14 protein-coding genes are annotated in these 20,673 nt (G+C 45.6%); 9 read left to right on the top strand and 5 right to left on the bottom strand.

From position 1 onward, the window contains the following. Window positions 1-110: 110 nt before the first annotated feature. A complete protein-coding gene (gene hisD, locus AC4II3_RS10820; protein WP_488008400.1) occupies window positions 111-1,436 on the bottom strand; it encodes a histidinol dehydrogenase in 1,326 nt (441 codons plus the stop codon). A gap of 257 nt (window positions 1,437-1,693) precedes the next feature. Here hisD and rpsT point away from each other — a divergent pair, with 257 nt between their 5' ends. The 6 genes from rpsT to AC4II3_RS10790 all read left to right on the top strand — a co-directional run bounded on the left by rpsT (window position 1,694) and on the right by AC4II3_RS10790 (window position 13,913). Further along, window positions 1,694-2,017, top strand: coding sequence for a 30S ribosomal protein S20 (gene rpsT / locus AC4II3_RS10815; protein WP_488008402.1), 324 nt, complete (start codon window positions 1,694-1,696; stop codon window positions 2,015-2,017). Between the two features lie 113 nt (window positions 2,018-2,130). Next, complete coding sequence (locus tag AC4II3_RS10810) at window positions 2,131-2,961, top strand: TatD family hydrolase (RefSeq protein WP_488008404.1); 831 nt, start codon at window positions 2,131-2,133, stop codon at window positions 2,959-2,961. A 721-nt stretch (window positions 2,962-3,682) separates the two neighbouring features. Beyond that, entirely contained in the window at window positions 3,683-7,075 is a 3,393-nt protein-coding gene (gene rpoB, locus AC4II3_RS10805) for a DNA-directed RNA polymerase subunit beta (protein ID WP_488008406.1), read from the top strand. A 46-nt stretch (window positions 7,076-7,121) separates the two neighbouring features. Beyond that, window positions 7,122-8,999: a DNA-directed RNA polymerase subunit gamma gene (locus AC4II3_RS10800; protein ID WP_488008408.1), complete on the top strand. Its 1,878-nt coding sequence runs from the start codon at window positions 7,122-7,124 to the stop codon at window positions 8,997-8,999. A gap of 248 nt (window positions 9,000-9,247) precedes the next feature. Next, window positions 9,248-13,198 carry a DNA-directed RNA polymerase subunit beta' gene (locus tag AC4II3_RS10795; RefSeq protein ID WP_488008410.1) on the top strand — a complete coding sequence of 1,317 codons (3,951 nt, stop codon included), beginning with the start codon at window positions 9,248-9,250 and terminating at the stop codon, window positions 13,196-13,198. A 292-nt stretch (window positions 13,199-13,490) separates the two neighbouring features. After that, a complete protein-coding gene (locus AC4II3_RS10790; protein ID WP_488008412.1) occupies window positions 13,491-13,913 on the top strand; it encodes a hypothetical protein in 423 nt (140 codons plus the stop codon). 325 nt (window positions 13,914-14,238) lie between these two features. Here AC4II3_RS10790 and AC4II3_RS10785 read toward each other — a convergent pair whose 3' ends face one another. Continuing rightward, window positions 14,239-15,252 carry a calcium-binding protein gene (locus AC4II3_RS10785; RefSeq protein WP_488008414.1) on the bottom strand — a complete coding sequence of 338 codons (1,014 nt, stop codon included), beginning with the start codon at window positions 15,250-15,252 and terminating at the stop codon, window positions 14,239-14,241. Between the two features lie 549 nt (window positions 15,253-15,801). Between AC4II3_RS10785 and AC4II3_RS10780 the strand changes: the two genes are divergently transcribed. Next, window positions 15,802-17,229 carry an NB-ARC domain-containing protein gene (locus tag AC4II3_RS10780; protein ID WP_488008416.1) on the top strand — a complete coding sequence of 476 codons (1,428 nt, stop codon included), beginning with the start codon at window positions 15,802-15,804 and terminating at the stop codon, window positions 17,227-17,229. Window positions 17,230-17,247: 18 nt separating this feature from the next. Further along, window positions 17,248-17,424, top strand: a complete 177-nt coding sequence (locus tag AC4II3_RS10775; RefSeq protein WP_488008418.1) for a hypothetical protein — start codon at window positions 17,248-17,250, stop codon at window positions 17,422-17,424. Here the strand turns inward: AC4II3_RS10775 and AC4II3_RS10770 are convergent. Together AC4II3_RS10770 and trpS are read right to left on the bottom strand one after the other, a co-directional pair. Then, window positions 17,402-18,337, bottom strand: coding sequence for a methylenetetrahydrofolate reductase (locus AC4II3_RS10770; protein ID WP_488008420.1), 936 nt, complete (start codon window positions 18,335-18,337; stop codon window positions 17,402-17,404). The genes AC4II3_RS10775 and AC4II3_RS10770 overlap by 23 nt on opposite strands. 29 nt (window positions 18,338-18,366) lie before the next feature. After that, a complete protein-coding gene (trpS, locus tag AC4II3_RS10765) occupies window positions 18,367-19,377 on the bottom strand; it encodes a tryptophan--tRNA ligase (protein WP_488008422.1) in 1,011 nt (336 codons plus the stop codon). 232 nt (window positions 19,378-19,609) lie between these two features. Here trpS and psb28 point away from each other — a divergent pair, with 232 nt between their 5' ends. Further along, window positions 19,610-19,954 carry a photosystem II reaction center protein Psb28 gene (gene psb28 / locus AC4II3_RS10760; protein ID WP_488008424.1) on the top strand — a complete coding sequence of 115 codons (345 nt, stop codon included), beginning with the start codon at window positions 19,610-19,612 and terminating at the stop codon, window positions 19,952-19,954. Window positions 19,955-20,062: 108 nt separating this feature from the next. Here the strand turns inward: psb28 and AC4II3_RS10755 are convergent, their stop codons facing one another. Next, on the bottom strand, window positions 20,063-20,581 hold the full coding sequence (locus AC4II3_RS10755) for a hypothetical protein (protein WP_488008426.1): 519 nt from the start codon (window positions 20,579-20,581) through the stop codon (window positions 20,063-20,065). Window positions 20,582-20,673: the final 92 nt, after the last annotated feature.

Genomic DNA, 20,673 nt, shown 5'->3' with positions numbered 1-20,673 from the left:
AATTCTCAATTCTCAATTCTCAATTCTCAATTCTCAATTCTCAATTCTCAATTCTGGGCAATCAGTAACTACCTGACTACTGACAGAGCTTTAACTAGATGATTGTTATATTATTGTTCTACTCCCTTTGACCCCCCAGCATTAAGCTGAGTTCGTAAGCGCACAGAGTCAGCGTGAGATGGTAGACCTTCTGCTTCAGCAAGAGTCTCAATAGCACCAGCCACTTTATGGAGGGCTCGGTCGGAATACTGAATCAAACTGGAGTGCTTCATAAAGGTTTCCACACCTAAGGCAGAAGCATAACGAGCAGCACCTGAAGTGGGTAGGGTGTGATTTGGTCCAGCTAAGTAATCACCTACTGCTTCAGGGGTTGAGTTACCCAAGAAAATTGCCCCAGCGTGGTGGATATAGTCTAGTAAGTCCCAAGGTTGGGTAATTTCTAGTTCTAAGTGCTCTGGAGCAAACTCATCAGACAGTTGTGCTGCCGCTTCCAAAGAATCAACAACAACAATTAGACCGTAGTGAGCGATCGCTTTTTCTGTCAACAGGCGTCGTGGATGGTCTTTTAGTTGCTGCTGGACTTGCCCCTGCACTTGTTTGGCTAATTGAGCATTATTGGTCAGGAGAATGGCTGCTGCCATTGGGTCATGTTCTGCCTGAGCCAATAGATCGACAGCCACATGAACTGGATGAGCTGCCTCATCCGCAATAATTAATACCTCAGAAGGACCAGCCAGGGAGTCAATCCCTACAATACCGTAAACCAGTTTCTTAGCCAGGGTTACGTAAATGTTCCCCGGACCGCTAATGACATCGACATTGGGAATGGTTTCGGTCCCAAAGGCTAAGGCTGCAATTGCTTGGGCACCACCTACCCGGTAAATCTCATCAATACCAGCTTCCTGAGCAGCCACAAGCACAGCCGGATTAATGCTTTGATCAGGTCTTGGTGGGGTGACCATTACAATTTTTTTCACCTGAGCTACCTTGGCTGGAATAGCATTCATTAACACAGTACTGGGATAGGACGCCCTACCTCCAGGAACATATAGTCCAGCCTTATCTACAGGAGTGTAGCGCTTCCCTAAAACCACATCATCTTCACCAAATTGCACCCAGGATTTGGGAACTCGTTGTCGATGAAATGCCTCGATTTGTCTGGCGGCTAATTGAATCGCATCCAGTAATTCCTTGGAGACCTGTTGGTAAGCCGCATCTAGTTCCGAACCACTGACTCGCAGTTGTTCTCGACTCAATTTCAGCTGATCAAATTCCTCAGTGTAGTGCAGGAGCGCTACATCTCCTTGGCGCTTCACTGCCTGTAAAACTTCCCTTACAGTTGCCTCTTTGTTCAGCATTTGGTCAGAAGCCGTGCGATCGCGGATACGTCGCAGTTCAGTTTGTGCCTCAGCCTGCTCAGTTATGATTCGCAGCATGGAGTCGGAGTGCCCATCACGCTAGTGTTGCTCGTCCTAGACCAGGTTTACACACTTATCCTGATCAAAGGTGTCTATGTTTCCTGGACTTACTTTAAGAATATAGCTTAAAGAGGGTGATGCTTGGGTTACGCTATGCTTGTTGATACTAGTTGATACTAGTTTAGTATGATATGTGGTATGATATTATTTCTGGTATCATACCATTTTCTACTGGACGTAACTCCTAAACTAAATTAAGTTAAGTAAACACTGCTGTGGCTAATAACAAGTCTGCCCTCAAACGCATAAATATAGCCGAACGGAACCGAGTTCGGAACAAGGCCTACAAATCAGCGGTGAAAACGCTGACCAAGAACTACTGTGCTGCCTTAGAAGAGTACGAACGCCAACCAAGTCCAGAGGGCTTGGAAGAAGTAAAACGCCGAATGTCAGAAGCATACAGCAAAATTGACAAGGCTGTCAAGCGTAAGGTACTTCATCGTAATAATGGCGCTCGGAAAAAAGCAAATCTTGCCAAAAAGCTCAAAGCTATAGAGGTTAAACTTAACCCTAGTGTGACCGAGTCACCTGCTGTATGATCAGATTGCCTCACTAAGCTGGCGGAGCGCTTTGTGCTGCAATTATTAGTAATAAGCGCAAAAACCTCTGTTAATTAAACTGAAAATAGATAAATAGATTAAAAACTGTATTGATGCAGTTGATTGATACCCACGTCCATATCAACTTCGATGTCTTTGAGTCGGAGTTAGAGCAATTACGGCAGCGATGGCTAGAAGCTGGTGTGGTTCGTCTAGTTCACTCTTGCGTAGAACCGTCTGAGTTTACAGGCATCCAAACTCTAGCCGAGCGATTTCCCGAACTCTCCTTTGCGGTAGGCTTACACCCCTTAGATACCGAAAAATGGACTTCCGAAACGGAAAATCAGATTTTGACCCTAGCCCGCTCTGATGCTAGGGTTGTAGCTATCGGAGAAACGGGTTTGGATTTCTATAAAGCCAAGAACCAACAGCACCAAATAGAAGTGTTCAAAGCCCAACTAGGGATTGCCCAGCAACTCCGGTTGCCACTGATTATCCACTGCCGTGACGCTGCTGCAGAAATGAGGGGCATACTGCAAGAATTTTGGGAAAGTACCGGATCAATAAGAGGTGTGATGCACTGTTGGGGAGGTAATCCTCAACAGACACAGTGGTTTTTGGATTTGGGGTTTTACATTAGCTTCAGTGGCATTGTGACCTTTAAAAATGCCACTCAGGTGAAAGAATCAGCCACCATGGTACCTAGCGATCGCTTACTCATCGAAACAGATTGTCCGTTCCTTGCACCAGTCCCCAAGCGAGGCAAACGAAATGAACCAGCCTATGTCCGCTATGTAGCCGAGTGCATTGCCGGATTACGAGGGATATCTCTAGAAGAGTTGGCGGCTCTTACCACCCAAAATGCTTGTCAGCTTTTTGGTATACGCCTATCAACAGCAACTCAAGGGCAAAATAGGGATTGGGTAAATCTCAACCAGACCTGAAAGGGTAAAACCATTAGGTGGGTTCTTGATAATTTCAACTCCCCTACTCTGCTAGGGTTCAGTAGAAATAGAATTATGGGGAGACTCCGCCGCTGGCTGTGAACATCTATGGGAACACCTATAAGAGCAAATAACAGGAAATAATCAAACTCTTTGAATAGTACTTTTGGGAGAGGGTTACCAAAGGAGGGTTGACAAAACAAAGATAAAATGCTACCCTGGTTAGTCTGAATAAAACTAACCCAACGACAAGCCCCACAACGGTTTTAGTCTCCAGCTAAGCACACCCTAAGCACATCCCATGTGTATAGCAGGGCATATCGACGGTGACAAGTGTAAAAACCACAACTAGCACCAGCAGCAAGTAGTCCAAGTCCAGTATAGTCCAATAGAGTGTTTTGGTTGTTTTCCTGATGCCTGAGTTTCTGTCAATCTAGTAAGAGACATGGTTGAAATCACCACGGATGGATGCGCGAGAAGTGGAAGATTGAAGGCACTCTAAGCCATTTGATTCAAAGCTATGAACATCTAAAACTGAGGTCCGGTGGTGTTCAGCTAAATAATTCAACCTTTACCTTATCTGTGGGAGTGTAAATTCTAACAGTTTATCTAGTATCTATTAGATCGAACCCAAGTTTTAAGCAACTGCTCAAGTACAAGTACTGCCTTGGGAAGGGAATCAAAATCGGCGCTGACTTAAAAAGAGTGAAGAACAGACCCCATGACTAATCAGACTTACACAACAGCCACCTATATGTTGCCAGACTTAGTGGAAATTCAGCGTGCTAGCTTTCGCTGGTTCTTGGAGGAGGGGCTAATTGAAGAACTCAATAGCTTCTCGCCGATTACCGACTACACTGGCAAAATGGAGCTGCACTTCTTGGGTCAAAACTACAGGCTTAAGTCTCCTAAATATGATGTGGATGAAGCGAAGCGGCGAGACAGTACCTATGCCGTACAAATGTACGTTCATACCCGCCTGATTAATAAAGAAACCGGCGAGATCAAAGAACAAGAAGTCTTCATCGGTGATTTGCCTCTGATGACAGACCGAGGCACATTTATCATTAACGGTGCTGAGCGAGTCATTGTTAACCAAATTGTTCGCTCTCCCGGAGTTTACTACAAGTCTGAAACGGATAAAAACGGACGTCGTACCTACTCAGCATCCTTGATTCCTAACCGGGGTGCTTGGTTGAAGTTTGAAACCGATAAAAATAACTTAGTTTGGGTGCGCATCGACAAAACCCGTAAACTGTCTGCACAGGTGCTTTTAAAAGCCTTGGGGCTTGGTGATAGTGAAATTATAGATGCTATGCGCCACCCAGACTACTATCAAAAAACCCTTGACAAAGAAGGGAACCCCAGTGAAGAAGAAGCCCTGCTTGAGCTGTACCGCAAGCTGCGTCCTGGGGAACCTCCCACTGTTAGTGGTGGTCAGCAGTTATTGGAATCCCGTTTCTTTGACCAGAAGCGTTATGACCTAGGTCGGGTCGGTCGCTACAAAATCAATAAAAAACTACGACTAAATATTCCTGACACCGTAAGGGTATTGACCCCCCAAGACATACTCGGGGCAATAGATTACCTAATCAACCTGGAATTTGACATTGGTAGCACAGACGATATTGACCACCTAGGAAATCGCCGAGTGCGCTCTGTTGGTGAACTGTTGCAAAACCAAGTGCGGGTGGGACTAAATCGCCTAGAGCGGATTATTCGGGAACGGATGACCGTTTCAGAATCCGATACCCTTACCCCAGCCTCATTGGTAAACCCCAAACCCCTAGTAGCAGCGATTAAGGAATTTTTTGGGTCCTCTCAGCTTTCCCAGTTTATGGATCAGACCAATCCATTAGCTGAATTGACCCATAAACGGCGTCTGTCTGCCCTAGGTCCTGGGGGGTTAACTCGTGAACGGGCAGGTTTTGCAGTGCGGGATATTCATCCATCTCACTATGGCAGAATTTGCCCCATTGAAACTCCAGAAGGTCCCAATGCAGGACTCATTGGCTCCTTGGCAACCCACGCTCGGGTGAATAATTATGGTTTCATTGAAACTCCTTCTTACCCAGTAGAAAATGGGCGAGTCCTAAAAGACCGACCGCCCTTGTACATGACCGCAGATGAAGAAGATGACCTGAGGGTAGCACCAGGGGATATTGCCTTAGATGAGGAAGGTTATATCCTGGGAGAGTCTGTACCAGTCCGATATCGACAAGAATTCACCACCACCACCCCTGACCAAGTGGACTATGTGGCGGTATCACCAGTGCAAATTATTTCCGTTGCCACCTCTCTAATTCCCTTCTTAGAACATGATGATGCCAACCGAGCTCTGATGGGCTCAAATATGCAGCGGCAAGCTGTGCCATTGCTTCGACCTGAGCGCCCCTTAGTGGGAACAGGATTGGAAGCCCAGGCGGCTCGGGACTCGGGTATGGTCGTGGTGGCTGCCAGTGATGGTGAGGTAGTATATGTCGATGCCAACACAATTCGGTTACAGCCTTATCAAACCACCAGCACAGATACCCCAGCCCTGCCAGGGGAAAAGGGCAATGAGAATGAGTTAGAATACCCTCGCCCTGTCCAACCAAAAGAAACCCCAGCAATTATTGAATACTCCCTCCAAAAGTACCAGCGCTCTAACCAAGATACCTGCTTGAATCAACGACCCTTGGTGTATGTAGGAGATGAAGTTGTGGCCGGTCAGGTACTGGCAGATGGCTCGGCTACAGAAGGCGGTGAAATCGCTCTGGGACAAAATATTCTAGTCGCTTATATGCCTTGGGAAGGCTATAACTACGAAGATGCCATCCTGGTTAGTGAACGGCTAGTTTACGATGATGTCTACACCAGTATTCACGTTGAAAAGTATGAAATAGAAGCGCGACAGACTAAACTGGGTCCGGAGGAAATCACCCGAGAAATTCCCAATGTGGGGGAAGATGCCCTGCGACAGTTAGATGAAACCGGGATCATTCGGATTGGAGCCTGGGTAGAAGCTGGGGATATATTAGTGGGGAAAGTTACTCCTAAGGGGGAATCAGACCAGCCACCAGAAGAAAAACTGTTGCGAGCTATATTTGGGGAAAAAGCTAGGGATGTACGGGACAATTCTCTGCGAGTGCCCAATGGTGAAAAAGGCCGTGTGGTAGATGTGCGGGTATTTACCAGAGAGCAAGGAGACGAACTGCCACCGGGAGCCAACATGGTAGTGCGTGTATATGTGGCTCAGAAGCGTAAAATCCAGGTTGGTGACAAAATGGCAGGTCGTCACGGTAATAAGGGAATTATTTCCCGGATTTTGCCCATCGAAGATATGCCCTACCTGCCGGATGGTACACCTGTAGATATTGTACTTAACCCCCTGGGAGTACCCAGTCGCATGAATGTGGGTCAGGTATTTGAATGTCTATTAGGATGGGCTGGGGAAAACCTAAATGTCCGATTTAAGCTTACTCCCTTCGACGAAATGTACGGCGCAGAAGCATCCCGCCTCACCGTCCATAACAAGCTTAAAGAAGCTAGTGAGCAACCTGATAAAGAGTGGGTATTTAATCCGGACCATGCCGGAAAAATTACTGTATACGATGGTCGTACCGGAGAAGCCTTTGACCAACCAGTTACGGTGGGACAAGCCTATATGCTGAAGCTCGTCCACTTGGTAGATGATAAAATTCACGCTCGCTCCACCGGACCGTACTCCCTAGTCACCCAGCAACCCTTGGGAGGTAAAGCCCAACAAGGTGGTCAGCGCTTTGGGGAAATGGAAGTCTGGGCATTAGAAGCATTTGGAGCATCTTACACCCTCCAAGAATTGCTCACTGTCAAATCAGACGACATGCAAGGCCGCAACGAAGCTCTCAATGCCATTGTGAAAGGAAAAGCCATTCCCCGACCTGGTACTCCCGAATCCTTCAAGGTACTGATGCGAGAACTCCAATCGTTAGGACTCGACATAGCTGTTCACAAAGTCGAAACCACAGAAGACGGTAGTAGCAATGATATGGAAGTTGATTTAATGACCGATTCAGAACGCCATCGAACACCACGCTCACCAACCTATGAATCCCTGAACCAAGAAGAGTTGGTGGAAGAAGAGGAAGCCTAAAAGGTGGCTCTATAGGAGTGTCTGTGAATAGGGAAATGACAAAATTATGAGAAGCCAAATAGAACAGCGGTTTGACTACGTAAAAATAGGTATTGCCTCTCCTGAGAGAATTCGTCAATGGGGAGAAAGGACTCTTCCCAACGGTCAAATGGTCGGTGAAGTGACTAAGCCAGAAACCATTAACTATCGCACCCTCAAACCAGAGATGGATGGGCTGTTCTGTGAGCGGATCTTTGGTCCAGCTAAAGACTGGGAATGCCATTGTGGTAAGTACAAGCGGGTGCGCCACCGAGGTATTGTCTGTGAACGCTGTGGTGTGGAAGTGACCGAGTCCCGGGTAAGGCGTCACCGTATGGGATACATTAAACTAGCCGCACCCGTGGCTCACGTCTGGTATCTCAAAGGGATTCCTAGCTACCTCAGTATTTTGCTTGATATGCCCCTGCGGGATGTAGAACAGATTGTCTACTTCAACGCCTACGTAGTACTAAACCCAGGTAATGCGGAAAACCTCAGCTATAAACAGCTGCTCACGGAAGACCAATGGCTGGAAATTGAGGAGCAGCTCTATAGCGAAGACTCAGATCTATCTGGGGTAGACGTGGGGATTGGGGCTGAGGCTCTGCAACGACTTCTACAGGATTTGGATTTAGACGCGATCGCAGAAAAGCTGCGAGAAGAAATTGCCGCTTCTAAAGGTCAAAAGCGAGCTAAGCTCATCAAACGCTTGCGAGTGATTGACAACTTTATTGGCACCGGGGCTCAGCCAGATTGGATGGTGCTGAGTGTCATCCCTGTCATTCCCCCCGACCTGCGACCGATGGTGCAACTAGATGGGGGTCGCTTTGCTACCTCTGACTTAAATGACCTCTATCGACGAGTCATCAACCGCAACAATCGACTAGCCCGGTTGCAGGAAATTCTGGCACCGGAAATCATAGTCCGCAATGAAAAGCGGATGCTTCAGGAAGCTGTGGATGCCCTGATTGACAATGGCAGGCGAGGACGGACAGTGGTAGGGGCAAACAATCGACCCCTGAAGTCTCTCTCTGACATTATCGAAGGTAAACAGGGTCGCTTCCGGCAAAACCTGCTAGGAAAACGGGTGGATTACTCCGGACGGTCAGTGATTGTAGTAGGCCCAAAGCTGCATATCCACCAGTGTGGTTTGCCCAGAGAGATGGCGATTGAGCTGTTTCAACCTTTTGTGATTCACCGCCTGATTCGTCAGGGTTTGGTGAATAACATAAAAGCAGCTAAAAAATTGATTCAACGGGGAGATCCCACTGTGTGGGACGTACTCGAAGAAGTGATTGCAGGTCACCCGGTGATGCTAAATCGAGCCCCAACTCTACACCGACTAGGAATTCAAGCCTTTGAACCCATTTTGGTAGAAGGTCGTGCCATTCAACTGCACCCCTTAGTCTGTCCAGCCTTTAATGCCGACTTTGATGGCGACCAGATGGCAGTACATGTGCCGCTATCCCTAGAATCCCAAGCAGAGGCTAGGTTGTTAATGCTGGCATCAAACAATATTCTCTCACCAGCAACAGGTCGCCCAATTATAGCACCGAGTCAAGATATGGTCTTGGGATGCTATTATCTAACCGCCAAAAATCCAAATGCCACCAAGGGAGCAGGTCGTTACTTTGCTAACCTTGATGATGCAATCAAAGCCTACGAACAAAAGCAAGTACACCTCCATGCCTATATTTGGGTTCGCTATGACGGAATAGTTGACACAGATGAACCAGACACGGGGATCATTTCTGAAGAATCTTCACCGGATGGTATGGTGAGCAAAGTCTACAAAAACCGGCGAGTGAGGGAAACAGCCGATGGTGAACTTATTTCCCAGTACATCCGCACTACCGCAGGTCGGATCATCTACAACAAAACTATTCAAGAAGCCCTATGGGGCTAGGTAAAAGGTAAGCATTAAGAATTTAGAATGGGTGAATTTAGAATGGGTGAATTTAGAATTTAGAATGAGTAAATTTAATATAATTGAGGATTTAAAATTTAGAATGCCCGAAGGTGGCATTATTAATTCTAAATTCTTAATTCTAAATTCTAAATTCTAAATTCTAAATTCTAAATTATTGATTCTAAATTATTGATTCTAAATTCTTAATTCTAAATTTTTAATTAGTCATCCCCTTCAAAAGCATCATGGCAGATAAAAAAGCTCAAAAAGACTTGATTTTTTATAACCGGATTGTTGATAAAGGCCGGTTAAAAAAGCTGATCTCTTGGGCCTATACCAAATATGGCAGTGCCCGGACAGCCCAAATGGCAGACAAACTCAAAGATCTGGGGTTTCGCTATGCTACCCAGGCGGGGGTTTCTATCAGTGTAGATGACCTGCAAGTGCCACCAGCTAAACGCCAGATGTTAGATGAGGCGGAAGCTATGATTCGTGCTACAGAAGGCAGGTTCACTAGGGGTGAAATTACTGAAGTTGAACGGTTTCAAAAAGTTATTGATACCTGGAACGGAACCTCTGAGGCTCTCAAAGATGAGGTGGTTCGTAACTTCAAAGACACAAACCCCCTCAATTCAGTGTACATGATGGCTTTTTCCGGAGCACGGGGTAACTTGTCTCAGGTGCGGCAATTGGTAGGTATGCGGGGTCTGATGGCTAATCCCCAAGGTGAAATTATTGACCTACCGATTAAGACTAACTTCAGGGAAGGCTTAACAGTAACGGAATACATTATCTCATCCTACGGAGCCCGCAAAGGCTTGGTGGATACTGCCCTGAGAACAGCTGACTCTGGTTACCTCACCCGTCGTCTGGTTGATGTTTCCCAGGACGTGATTGTACGAGACCTTGATTGTGGCACAAGTCGGGGCATCAAAATCGCACCGATGACCGATGGCGATCGCGTTTTAATTTCCCTAGCGGATAAGCTCTTAGGCCGAATTGTAGCAGAGGAATTGGTTCATCCAAAAACCGGGAAAGTAATTGCTAAAAAAAACCAAGATGTATCTGATGAACTAGCCAAAGAGATTGAATCGTCTGGTATTAAAGAGGTAATGGTGCGATCGCCTTTAACCTGTGAAGCCCAGCGGTCAGTTTGCCAGAGATGCTATGGTTGGAGCTTAGCTCATGGGCACATGGTGGATTTGGGCGAAGCGGTGGGGATTATTGCTGCCCAGTCTATTGGGGAACCAGGAACTCAGTTGACTATGCGGACCTTCCACACAGGGGGTGTGTTTACCGGGGAAGTGGCACGCCAGCTCTCTGCTCCCGTTAAGGGTGTAGTAAACTTTGGCAAAAGCCTACGTACCCGCCAAGTTAGGACTCGCCATGGTGACGATCGTCAACAAGTGGAAGTAGCTGGCGATCTGATTTTGCAACCAACTAATGGCTCTGCCAAAACCTTTCCTTTAACAGCGGGCTCCTTGGTCTTAGTCAGTGATGGGCAAACAGTCAGCAAAGGTGATCTCTTAGCAGAAGTAGCCCTGAGTAAAAGCCGTCCTTCCACAGAAAAAGCGGCTAAGGATGTGGCATCGGACTTAGCCGGGGAAGTGCTATTTGCGGACTTAGTCCCTGAGGAAAAAACAGATCGACAGGGTAATACAACTCGGATTGCCCAACGCAGCGGTTTGCTCTGGATTTTATCTGGGGACGTCTATAACCTACCCCCTGGTGCCGAACCGGTGGTGAAAAATGGGGATGCTGTAGAGATTGGCACAGTGCTGGCGGAAACTAAATTAGTCACACTCAACGGTGGTGTGGTGCGACTGACCCCAGGCAAAAGAGAAATTGACATTATCACCGCTTCCGTCCGCTTGGATCAATCACAGGTGAGAATGGAAAGCACGGGGGGTCGGGAACAATATGTGATTCACACTGCCAATAATCAGCACTTTTCCCTGAAGGCAACCCCTGGCACAAAGGTAGTGAACCACCAGGTAGTGGCGGAACTGATTGATGACCAATACTACACTAAAACCGGTGGCATTATTAAATATGCTGGTGTAGAGGTGGCTAAACGGGGTAAAGCCAAGCAAGGTTACGAAGTTACCAAAGGGGGTACCTTACTGTGGATTCCGGAAGAATGCCATGAGGTCAACAAAGATATTTCCCTGCTGCTTGTGGAAGACGGTCAATACGTGGAAGCAGGCACAGAAGTGGTTAAGGATATCTTCTGTCAGTCGTCAGGTGTAGTGGAAGTTGTCCAAAAAAATGACATCCTCCGGGAAATTGTGGTTAAGCCTGGGGAATTTCATCTGGTGGAGAACCTACCAGAAACCATTACTAGAGAGGGTCAGCTGATCTATCCCGGCTCGGAAGATTTGCCAGGGATAACGGTAGAAAACCTGTGTTATGGAGAAGCAGTTGACACACCTGATGGTATGGGACTGCTGCTGCGGCCAGTGACTGAGTTTGCTGTACCAGATGAACCAGCGGTTCCCTCTCAGGCGTCCATTAATACCCAAGACCATTCCAACCAAGCTACCCAAGGAACCCAGATTGAATTGCGAGCCCTCCAACGCATTCCCTATAAAGATGGAGAGCGGGTCAAGTCTGTAGATGGGGTGGAATTACTCCGCACCCAGCTAGTATTGGAAATGAGCAGCCCCGATGCTAGCAGTGACCATTCTAGTTCATCCCAGCTCAGTGCTGACATTGAGTTAGTCGGTACTGAGGAAGATGAAGCCTCTGAGGATATGCGATTACAACTGGTAATCCTGGAGTCTTTAGTGGTGCGCCGGGATACCAATGCAGATCCGTTAGGGGGCAATACCAAAACCCGGATTTTAGTCCAAGATGGGGATGAAATTCCTCCAGGTGCGGTAGTGGCTCGAACAGAAATTCAGTGCAAGGAAGCTGGTGAAATCCGGGGGATTCAAGAAGGATTGGAAGCCATTCGCCGAGTACTGGTGGTCAGGGATGCTGACCGAGTGACAATCCCGATTACCTCTCCTGCCACAGTCAAAGTAGGGGATTTGGTCGTTGGTACCAAGACCCTCGCTGAAGGGAAACCTGCTGGAGAATCAGGTCAGGTGGTTCAGGTAAAGGATGATGCCGTTATCCTGCGACTGGCTCGTCCATACCGAGTTTCTGCCGGGGCAATTTTGCAAATTGACAAGGGAGACTTGGTGCAGCGGGGTGATAACCTGGTACTACTGGTGTTTGAACGAGCCAAGACAGGGGATATTATCCAAGGTTTGCCCAGGATTGAAGAACTACTAGAAGCTCGCAAACCCAAAGAAGCCTGTATCTTGGCCAGACGTCCTGGAGAAGCCCAGGTGATTTATGAAGAAGGCGAAACCGTTGATATCAAGGTAATTGAGTCAGACGGAGTCGTGACCGATTACCCGATTTCCCCTGGGCAAAATGCTATTGTTTCCGATGGTCAGCAAGTCGGTACTGCTGAACCCATCACCGATGGCCCAGCCAATCCCCATGAAATTTTAGAGATTTTCTTCAACTACTGTCTCGAAAAGAGAGGTGTCTACGAAGCGGCTTTAAAGGGATTGCAACAGGCACAAGCATTTTTGGTCAATGAAGTGCAGTCGGTTTATCAGTCTCAAGGAATTGATATTGCTGATAAGCATATTGAGGTGATTGTTCGTCAGATGACCTCTAAAGTGAGGGTAGACGATGGTGGTGATACCACTATGTTACCAGGAGAACTTGTGGAGTTGCGGCAGATTGAGACAGTGAATGATGCCATGGCCATCACTGGTGGTGCGCCAGCTCAGTATACACCGGTACTACTGGGAATTACCAAAGCATCCCTGAATACAGATTCATTTATCTCTGCTGCTAGCTTCCAAGAAACTACTCGTGTGCTGACAGAAGCAGCAATCGAAGGGAAATCTGACTGGCTCAGGGGTCTGAAGGAGAATGTCATCATTGGACGTCTGATTCCCGCAGGGACTGGCTTTAATGCTTACCAAGAGAGCAATCTTGGTAGTCCAGAACCAGAATTCGACCATGGGAATAGCATGGTCTATGGCTATGGTGAACCCACCGATAGTCCTGAATTACCCCAAAACAACCTTCTTGATGATAATACGGCCCGTGCTTACAACTTAGATGAGGGGAGTGATTTGGCTGCTGATCCTAGCAACTTAGACCTCTTGAATGGAAATTTTCCAGAATAAGGTTGAACTATCCCCTGGATAAATCCTGGGAAAAATAAGGGCGTCTGATGATAATGAGCTTTTTAAAAGCTTTTCATCAGACGCCCTTACGGTATTATTTAGTATGATTCATTGCTATCACCAGACTTCAACCTAGCTGTATGCTTAGCTCTGGATGCAGTCGCTCATCGGGTTTCCACGGGGATTACAAGGTGCGGCGGCAACCCTGGGCACAGAGCCCCCGATGATTTATAATACACCGGGACTGGACTAACGTAGTGTCATCTCAAAACAATAATAAGGGGTTATCAACATGACAACTGTCAGCAAAAGTGAAAAACTCAAAGAAATACAGGAAGCCTATAAAAAAAGTAATAATTCGATGGCTTATGAGTTGTGTAGAGTATTTGAACAGGTCTGGCAAGTTGCTCCAGATGAGTCAGCCTTAGGAATAGCCAATAAGATTATGTCGAAAGATATATCTTATTTTATGTTTGTGTTTGATTTGGACACGGAAGAAGGTTATAGCGAAACTATCAAACAGGCTAGCAAGCAATCATTTAGAAATCGTAGAGAATGGCGTCAAAACTTAGAAGACTTAGAAGGTAAAAAACAGCTGGAATCAGAAGAAGAGGAAGTTAAGGAAAATTTGTTAAACTTACTAAGTGATTCTAGCGCTGATACTGATAGCAAAATCAGAGAAAATTTATTAGAGATAGTAAAAGGTTGTCTTTAAATCCTCTATCCTACTCACGACTTTCCAACTCAAGACTAACCACTCACCACTAACCACTATCGTTTGCGATTGACCATAGGTCAAGCTACGCGATCGCATTCACCCAATCCCCTGTCCCACTTAGGTTGATGTAGTTGATGTAGGGTGGGCAGTGCAGCAGACCGATTCACCAAGCCTGCCATAGTCTTGGGTTTGCACTGCCCACCAAAGGATTAATCACAATGCTCCGAGATCTCAGTTTAAAGGAGAGGAAGAACAGGGGAAAGACGCGCTAGATCAAAGAGATTTTAACTAGTCAGTTGTTTCCGCCACGATGTACTAGTCGTTATACAAACTCTAGATCCTGTGTTCGGTCATAGCCAGGAAGAACTATAGCAATAATGTCAATGTTCAAATTAGCCCGCATGGGAACAAGCTTCAAACTATCCGCTACGCTCATACCTCCAGCAATATTGTTAGCAATCTGTTCCACTGAACCAATACTTCCCTGATCAAGAGACAAGCCTGGCGTGATAGCGATAAAGTTTTGTCCAAAGATATAGTTGCTGCCTTGGTGGAGTTGAATTGTATCCGTACCAGATTCAAACTGCCCAATTAGAGCGTAGTCATTGAGACCATAAGTTCCTCCTCCTCCGACATAGTAAGGATTGTTGCTATCTCCAGCCACCAATGTATCTTCACCAGCTCCTCCGATTAAGGTATCAATTTCATTAATACCTGGATTGTTACTGTTGGGATCTACACCTACGAGGAAGTCATTACCTGAGCCACCAGACAGAGAGTCGTTACCTGAGCCGCCAAACAGAGAGTCGTTACCTGACTCGCCAAACAGAGAGTCGTTACCTGACTCGCCAAACAGAGAGTCGTTACCTGACCCGCCAGACACAAAGTCGTCACCTAACCCGCCAGACAAAACGTCTTTACCAGACATGCCAAACAGAGAGTCGTTACCTGACCCGCCAGACACAAAGTCGTCACCATGGCCGGCAAGCACACAATCGTGACCATCGCCTCCAAAAATGGCGTCATTTCCGCCAAGTGCCAGGATTACATCGTTGTTGTTAGTACCCGGGATAAATTCAGAAGCGTCAGTACGGATAATCACGTTAACAGGCCCTGAGATTCCTTTCGACGATAATATTTCTAACTCTGACTTATCGGAAACTAAATCTTGTATCTGCTTCAAATTGAACTGAGTCGGTGTAGCAGAAGGATCAGGTAACTGGGGGCTAGACACTTCCTGATTCTGGATAGATTTTGGTAGTGACTTGATGAAATCTAGTTCTGATTTGGAAATTAAGTTAGATAACTTCTCAGCTTCAGTTACTAACGTAGCCATAGTCAATTTACTCTTTTTTTCGATATGAACAGCAGTCTAGGAAAGGGATGATTGAGCTCAGCAATGGTTTTGTCGTTTTGCCTAACAGCATTAGGGAGCAGACCTATCTGTGAACACCATCGATGTCAATCACCCCTTGGCTTAACGACTGCAATTAGATTAGCGATCGCTTTTGTGAAACCTCAACTAAACAGGATTAGCCAGTGATTAGCCTTGAGTGTTAGCACTGATTTTGATCCCCTTTGCTGTCAAGCGTTGCTTCAGTCATGACTTCCAGATGTAAATTTTTGTAAAAATCCGCATAATTTCCTGAGCTTGACCTGATACTTACTTGGATGGCTTAGTTGTAAACTTTTGTAAAGAAATTATGGAATTTGCTGGATTCCCTGTTGAGTCTTTAATACAACTTACAGCCCTTGTAAGTTTTCGATAGTGCTCATCAAACCAGGTCTAAGGTAATACACATTTACTTTGTATCGGCTGATTGGTTGCAATGTGATTGACAGTGAACAGTCAACAGTTTACTCTCAACGATCAACTGGAAGGTTGATGCTTCAGCCACAGTCTGTAAGGGTTTACAAGTTTTATATCAAGGAAGGCAAGCAAATGGTGCAGGGTGCGTTTTATCCAGAAGATGAACTGTTTTTAGAAGCAGTAAAGCTCTGGGATTTAGACAAGTTATATATAGATATAGGCGAGCAAAAACAGAGGGAAACCCAGAATACAACTACACTTACATCAGTGGAAAAAGTGTACTTGAGAGGATTGCTTTGTGGCTACTCCCCAAAAAAAATAGCTGAGACTCTCCATCGGAGCTCTAACTCAATCGCTGTTGCCCTGACTAGGGGATTGTATCGATATGTCGAAGCACTAACTAACCGAGAATCCAATAGCCTTAGTAACTGGAAAGACGTCCCTAAGTGGCTAGAAGTTGCAGGATACAAAATGCCTCATTACCACCATGATTGGGGGGAAGCACCAGAAATTTCGGCTTTCTATGGACGCACTAATGAACTCAATCAACTCCAGCAATGGATTAGTAAAAAGCAATACTCACTAGTAGCCATTCTGGGTATAGCAGGGATTGGTAAAACCACTCTGGCTGTAAAACTTGCAAACAATCTTCAGGGAGAATTTGAATATATTATTTGGCGTAATCTGCGCCATGATCCACCCCTGAAGCAACTGCTAGTAGAGCTGATTCTATTCCTATCTCACCAGCAATCATTCAACTTACCAGAAGACATAAACGCTCTTATTTCTAGCTTGATCAAATGTTTACAAGAGCATCGGTGTCTGATTGTACTGGATGACGCAGAGAATATTCTACGTCCTGGTGCTCTAGCTGGATACTATCAAGCCAACTATGAGGATTATGGTCAGCTATTGAGACGAGTAGCACAGGAAAAACACCAAAGTGCTTTGCTGCTGATCAGTTGGGAAAAATTTATACAACTAGAGTTACTGGAGCCAAAAAATAACACTACTGCTTCATTAACCCTGCAAGGTTTACCTACAGAAGAAGCTGAGAAAATTTTAGTAGATAACGGTTTGTTTGGAAATACAGAAGAATGGGAAACCTTGATTACCCGTTATCGAGGCAATCCCTTAGCCTTAAATCTAGTCGCGACAACAATTGAAAAATATTTTAATGGCAATGTCTCGAAATTTTTAAGCTTGAATGAGGTCTTTGTTCCTGAGCCAATCAGGTTAATTTTAATTGCACAATTGAATCGCTTAGATCAGTCCGAAAGAGACGTGATCAGGTATCTAGGGACAAGTACGACACCCGTTTCCCGGGAACAATTGCGCCAGGAGATTACCATTAGCTCGGATTCAAAACTAATCAATGTTTTACAATCCCTCCAGAGGCGTTCACTAATTGAAACATTCACAGACATTAGTCAAACGTTTTTCACCCTATCCCCTCTCATTAGTTCGGTGATTCTTAGTATGAATGAAAAGGAGAAAAGGTAACAGGGAAGAGGGAGGAGTGTGAGAAGCTTCGGAAGTATGGGAAGTGTGGGGAGATTGGGGAGGGTGGGCAAAGAAGAAGGTATATTTACCCGATTCCCGATTCCCGATTCCCGATTCCCGATTCCCGATTCCCTATTCCCTGGTCGCAGCGCTATAACAATTGACCTGAAATTTACTTACAAACTAAGTCATTAACAGCAGAGGATTTCTGCAATGGCGAAATGCCAGCTAAATCCAAAATCTGGGGAATCAAGTCTTCTCGCCGCACTGCCATCATGTGAACACCCTGGCACAGTTGCTGTGCGATCTTAACTTGCTCAGCAGCAATTTTTATCCCTTCTTGTAACTGATTATCTGCTGCTGCTAGCCGATCAATAATTTCGTCAGGGATATTAACACCTGGAACTTTTTTATTAATAAAGTTAGCATTTTTAGCGGATTTGAGCAAAAATATCCCTGCTAAAATCGGCTTATTAGTACCAGCAGCAATCTGATCCATAAACTTCTCTAGCCGATCAAAATCGCAAATGAGCTGACTTTGGAAAAACTCTGCTCCCGCTTCCAGTTTCTTTTCAAACCGACTTTGTAAGCCTGACCAACTCTTGAGCTGGGGGTCTACTGCTGCACCAGTAAATAAATCAGTTGCTTGATCAGTAAGGGGCTTATCATTGAAATCAACCCCTTGATTTAGCTTAGTAATTAGTTGCAATAGGCGTACTGATTCCAAATCAAATACACTTTTAGCATCAGGATGATCACCTGCTTTGACTGGATCACCAGTTAGGGCGAGAATATTACCGATACCTAAAGCGTTAATACCCATCAAGTCAGCTTGCAAAGCGATGCGGTTGCGATCGCGACAAGCTACCTGACAAATTGGTTCAATTCCCTGCTGGCGTAAAATCACCGAGGCTGCCCAGGACGACATCCGCATGACTGCCCTAGAGCCATCAGTGATATTGATAGCATGGACTCTATCTTTGAGGGTTTGAGCCATTTTGACCATGTGATCTGGGTTACCCCCCTTGGGGGGTGCCACTTCTGCAGTAATCAAAAATTCACCGGACTCAACGGCAGTGCGAAACGAATTCTTAGTGGGGTTAGTCATTGGTTATAGTATTTACTTATCTCCAGGAATTAGGTTACAGCAATGAACCCTAATGCAGTTTTCACCCTGGACAAGGTCTGGTTTGCGATCGCTTCCGCTTTTTGTCGCCCCTCTCGCAACACGCCCTCAAGATAGCCCTGCTCTGACCTCACATCGTGATACTTCTGTTGAATCGGCTTGAGCGCTTCAATGGTTACCTCTGTGAGTAAGGGCTTGAATTTGCCCCAACCCATAGCCTTACATTCTGTAGCCACCTCTTCCTTTGTTTTCCCAGAAAGCAGGGTATACAACGTTAGTAGATTATCACATTCCGGGCGTTCTGGATCATCAAACCATAAGCCTCTAATTGGGTCAGTTTTACAGCGCTTGATTTTCTTTTGGATCTCCTCAGGGGAGTCAAGCACGTTAATCCTGCTCAACTCGGATGGATCAGACTTAGACATTTTGCGCCTGCCATCAGTGAGACTCATGACACGAGCACCCGTTTGCCGGATCATAGGCTCTGGCAACTTTAGCACAAGTTTCTCCTGACTGCCAAACTTGTCATTAACTCGGATAGCGATATTACGAGTCAGTTCGATGTGTTGCTTTTGGTCCTCTCCCACTGGCACTTTATCGGCATCATAAAGTAAAATATCCGCTGCCATCAACACTGGGTAGTCCAGTAAGCCAGTACTGACATTTTCCCCTTGTTTCACTGCTTTTTCCTTGAACTGGATCATTCGCTCTAGCCAGTTAAGAGGGGTAATGCAGTTGAGCAGCCAAGCTAGTTCACTGTGGGCAGGGATATGGGATTGTACGAAGATAGTAGAGCATTCTAAATCAATCCCGCAGGCTAAGTAGAGGGCAGCAATGCTTAAGGTATCTTCTGCTAGAGTGGCTGGGTTATGGGGTACAGTAATAGCATGTAAATCAACTACACAAAATAGATTATCATACTCACTTTGACCTTCGACCCAGTTGCGGATAGCTCCAAGATAGTTACCCAGGTGAAGATTGCCAGTTGGTTGAACTCCAGATAGAACGCGCTGTTTACCCATGTATGATCTAGTGATTGCTTAAATCGGTTTGCCGAAACGGTATCAGTCTAATCCAATTTTCCCACTGGTTAGGCTAAAGTTTGATTATTTTTGCCATTCCTATGGAGCTAACTTAGGGAAACCTTCAGGCATCAGTTCAGGCATCAGTTAAAATTTTTTGCGATTTATGGCAGCTTGGATGAGAAGATAGTGGTGTAAAGATTCTTAATATTTTCTTAATTGGACTTATAGTATGGTTGAAATTCAGTTCTCTAGAGGCATCAAAGAAGAAGTTGTCGCCGACGTACGTTTGACTCGCTCGACAACTGGTCAGACTGGCAGTGCAACCTTTTATTTTAACAAGCCTAAAGCATACGATATAGACTCTAAGATAGAGATCACCGGAATGTACATGATTGACGAAGAAGGTGAGATGTCTACCAGTAACGTTAAGGGCACATTTGTTAATGGTGAACCAATGAGTATAGAAGCAACTTACATAATGAAATCTCCAGAACAGTGGGATCGTTTCATGCGTTTTATGGAACGGTATAGTGAAGAATATGGCTTAGGACTTACTAAATCCAAAGAGGATTAAGCTGAGTATTGATTGCTGGGTACTAAGTCTGGTTTACATGGTCTGGTTTACAGTCAACTGTCAACCGTCAACCGTCAAAAAAGCTTAGTACTCAGCACTATACCCAAGTCAGATGTCGCTGATTTCCTTAGTAATCACATTAATCGGAGGAGAGCAATACACACAAAGCTCATTAGCAATCTCTACCGCTTCTTCAGGGGTTTTATCTAAATACATTGCGGTCAGAGCATAATCTTGTCCAGCACCAATGGCACCAAATTCATTAATTTTATCTACGAGATAGCCATCACTGATACAAAAAATCTCCTGTTCTACTGCTAGCAAATATTCATTTCTGCGACCAAAGGTATCGTCTTTATCCTTTGCCCAACTATAAAATTCCACAATAAAATCGAGAACAGCCTCAACGGTAGGAGCGGCTGGAGAATGGTTTCTGGCAAATATTTGCATGAAACTCAATTCCATGGTATATCCCACGCCGCCAATAATCATGTTATTGATTTCAAATAGCTTGCCCCACTCATCCCCAGTTACCCGGTGAGTTTGCTTGAGGTATCCTGACAGCCGAATGCTGTCGGAGGCAAAAACTAGTTTATCAGGATATTTTCTGGCAGCCACAACGCTCATAAGTTGCTCCTAATGGTTTTAGTGGATGATTACGATGAAACAGGCACTGATATAGCAGTCATTAACAACCCAGTTTAGACCTTATCCATGGG

It is taken from the genome of Moorena sp. (assembly GCF_982860115.1).
Note: the sequence above shows the minus strand (reverse complement) of the source record. Positions and strands in the feature narration are given on the sequence as shown.